Annotated in this window: 2 protein-coding genes and 1 pseudogene; all 3 read right to left on the bottom strand. The window is 71.6% G+C overall.

What is annotated here, in order from left to right:
• A pseudogene (locus tag PKE44_RS18560) lies at window positions 1-206 on the bottom strand (acetyl-CoA carboxylase biotin carboxyl carrier protein); the annotation flags it as partial.
• A 7-nt stretch (window positions 207-213) separates the two neighbouring features.
• A complete protein-coding gene (gene aroQ, locus PKE44_RS18565; RefSeq protein ID WP_324554199.1) occupies window positions 214-666 on the bottom strand; it encodes a type II 3-dehydroquinate dehydratase in 453 nt (150 codons plus the stop codon).
• A 202-nt stretch (window positions 667-868) separates the two neighbouring features.
• Window positions 869-2,200, bottom strand: a 1,332-nt coding sequence (dsbD, locus tag PKE44_RS18570) for a protein-disulfide reductase DsbD (protein WP_324554201.1), incomplete at its 5' end; no start/stop codon positions are given.

Genomic DNA, 2,200 nt, shown 5'->3' on the forward strand with positions numbered 1-2,200 from the left:
GCCGGAGCGGCGCCCGCCGGCGCCGGCGCAGCGGCGGCCGGCATCGGCATGGCCATCGGCGGTGCCTGCATCAGCACCGGCGTGGCGGCGCTCGCGGCCGGATGGCGCGAGATGCGCACGGCCTCCTCGCCTTCCTTGATCTCGATTTCGGCGATGCCGGATTCCTCCAGCAGTTCGATGAGCTTCTTGATCTTGCGGATGTCCATGGATGTCCTATGCCGGCTTGCGGGCTGCGAGGTGACGGTCCGCCGCTGCCAGGGCGAGTTCGTAGCCCTGGGCGCCCAGTCCGCAGATCACGCCGAGCGCCACGTCGGAGAAATACGAATGGTGGCGGAAGGGTTCGCGGGCGTGGACGTTGGAGAGGTGGACCTCGATGAACGGAATCGCGACGGCCAGCAGCGCGTCGCGCAGCGCCACGCTGGTGTGCGTGTACGCGGCGGGATTGATGACGATGAAGTCGGTGCCGTCGGTGCGCGCGGCGTGGATGCGCTCGATCAGCGCGTGTTCGGCGTTGCTCTGGAAGAAGTCGAGCGCATGCCCCTGCGCGGCGGCGAGGGCTTCGCAGTTCTGGCGGATGTCGGCCAGCGTCTGCGCGCCGTAGGTCGCGGGTTCGCGGGTGCCGAGCAGGTTCAGGTTGGGGCCGTTCAGCACCAGCAGCTGCGCCATCGGGAAGGGACTCTCGCCAGGGAGGGCGGCGCGCTCGGGCGCCCGGAACGGGGAAGGCGCGCGATTCTGCCGTAACGATCCGGCACTGTCCATCGGGCGGATGCCGGGCTTTGCGCATGACTTCGCGAGCAACGTCGCCGAACGCGCGGGAATCGCGCGTGACAATTCCTTCATGGAGCCGGTGCGGCGGGCGGCCGCGGACTCAGCTGCCGACGCGCCCGAGCAGTTCGGCAAACGGCTCCGGGCCGACGAAACCGACCGTGCGCAGTTCGGTGCGCTCGCGGCCGTCGGCGCCGAAGATCAGGATCGCCGGCGGCCCGACCAGACCATAGCGGCGCAGCAGCGCGCGGTCATCGGCGGAGTTGGCGGTGACATCGGCCTGCAGGCGCACGAACCCGGCGAGCCGCGTGCGCACCTGCGGGTCCGGGAAGGTGTCGCGCTCCAGTTCCTTGCAGGCCACGCACCAGTCGGCATAGAAATCGAGCAGCACCGGCCGGCCGCCGGCGGCGGCGATCTCGGCATCGAGTTCGGCGAGGCTGACGATGCGCCGGAAGGCCAGGCCGTGCGCGGCTTCGGAATTGCCGCCGGCCGCGACGATGCCGGCCAGCGGCCGCAGCGGATCACGCGCACCGGCCGCCACGCCGATCAGCAGCAGCGCGCCCTGCATCAGCAGCACGAGGCCGAGGCCCTTGATCAGCGTGCGCCACCACGGCGCGCCCTGCGGGATCGGCTGCAGCGCGCCCATGTAGGTGGCGCTGACCACCAGCAGCACCGCCCAGGCCAGCATGATCAGCGCCGCCGGCAGCACGCGATCGAGCATCACCAGCGCCACGGCGAGCAGCGCGACGCCGAACACCGCCTTGACCTTGTCCATCCAGTGCCCGGCGCGCGGCAGGAAGTGTCCGGCGCTGGCGCCGATCGCGAGCAGCGGCACACCCATGCCGAGGCTCATCGCGAACAGCGCCGCGCCGCCGAGCAGCCGGTCGCCGGTGCTCGCGATCACCGCCAGCGCGCCGATCAGCGGCGGCGCCACGCAGGGACCGACGATCAGCGCCGACAGCAGGCCCATGATCGCGACGCCGGCGTAGTCGCCGCCGCGCTGGTGGCCGGAAATCTCCGAGAGCCGCGCCTGCAGCGCGCCCGGCAGCTGCAGCTGGTACAGCCCGAACATCGACAGGGCGAGCGCCACGAACAGCAGCGCGAAGGCGATCAGTACGCCCGGGTGCTGGAAGGCCGCCTGCAGGTTCTCGCCGAAGCTCGCGGCGACGACGCCGGCGACCGTATAGGTCGAGGCCATCGCCAGCACGTAGACCACCGACAGTCCGAAGGCGTGGCCGCGCGTCGTGTGCCGGCCGCGACCGACGATCAGGCCCGACAGGATCGGCACCATCGGGAACACGCAGGGCGTGAACGACAGCAGCAGCCCGAAGCCGAAGAACGCCGGCAGCGCCAGGAAGCGCTCGTTGCGCAGCATGCGCGCCATGCGGTCCTGTTCGGGTTCGGGCGCCGGCGCCGTGGCCGCCGGCGCGGCGCC

Origin of the sequence: Plasticicumulans sp., assembly GCF_035331805.1 — a bacterium.
GTDB lineage: Bacteria > Pseudomonadota > Gammaproteobacteria > Competibacterales > Competibacteraceae > Plasticicumulans.

Excerpts from the sequence above, each read along its gene's own strand:
- aroQ (WP_324554199.1), bottom strand. The coding sequence starts at position 666 with ATGGCGCAGCTGCTGGTGCTGAACGGCCCCAACCTGAACCTGCTCGGC.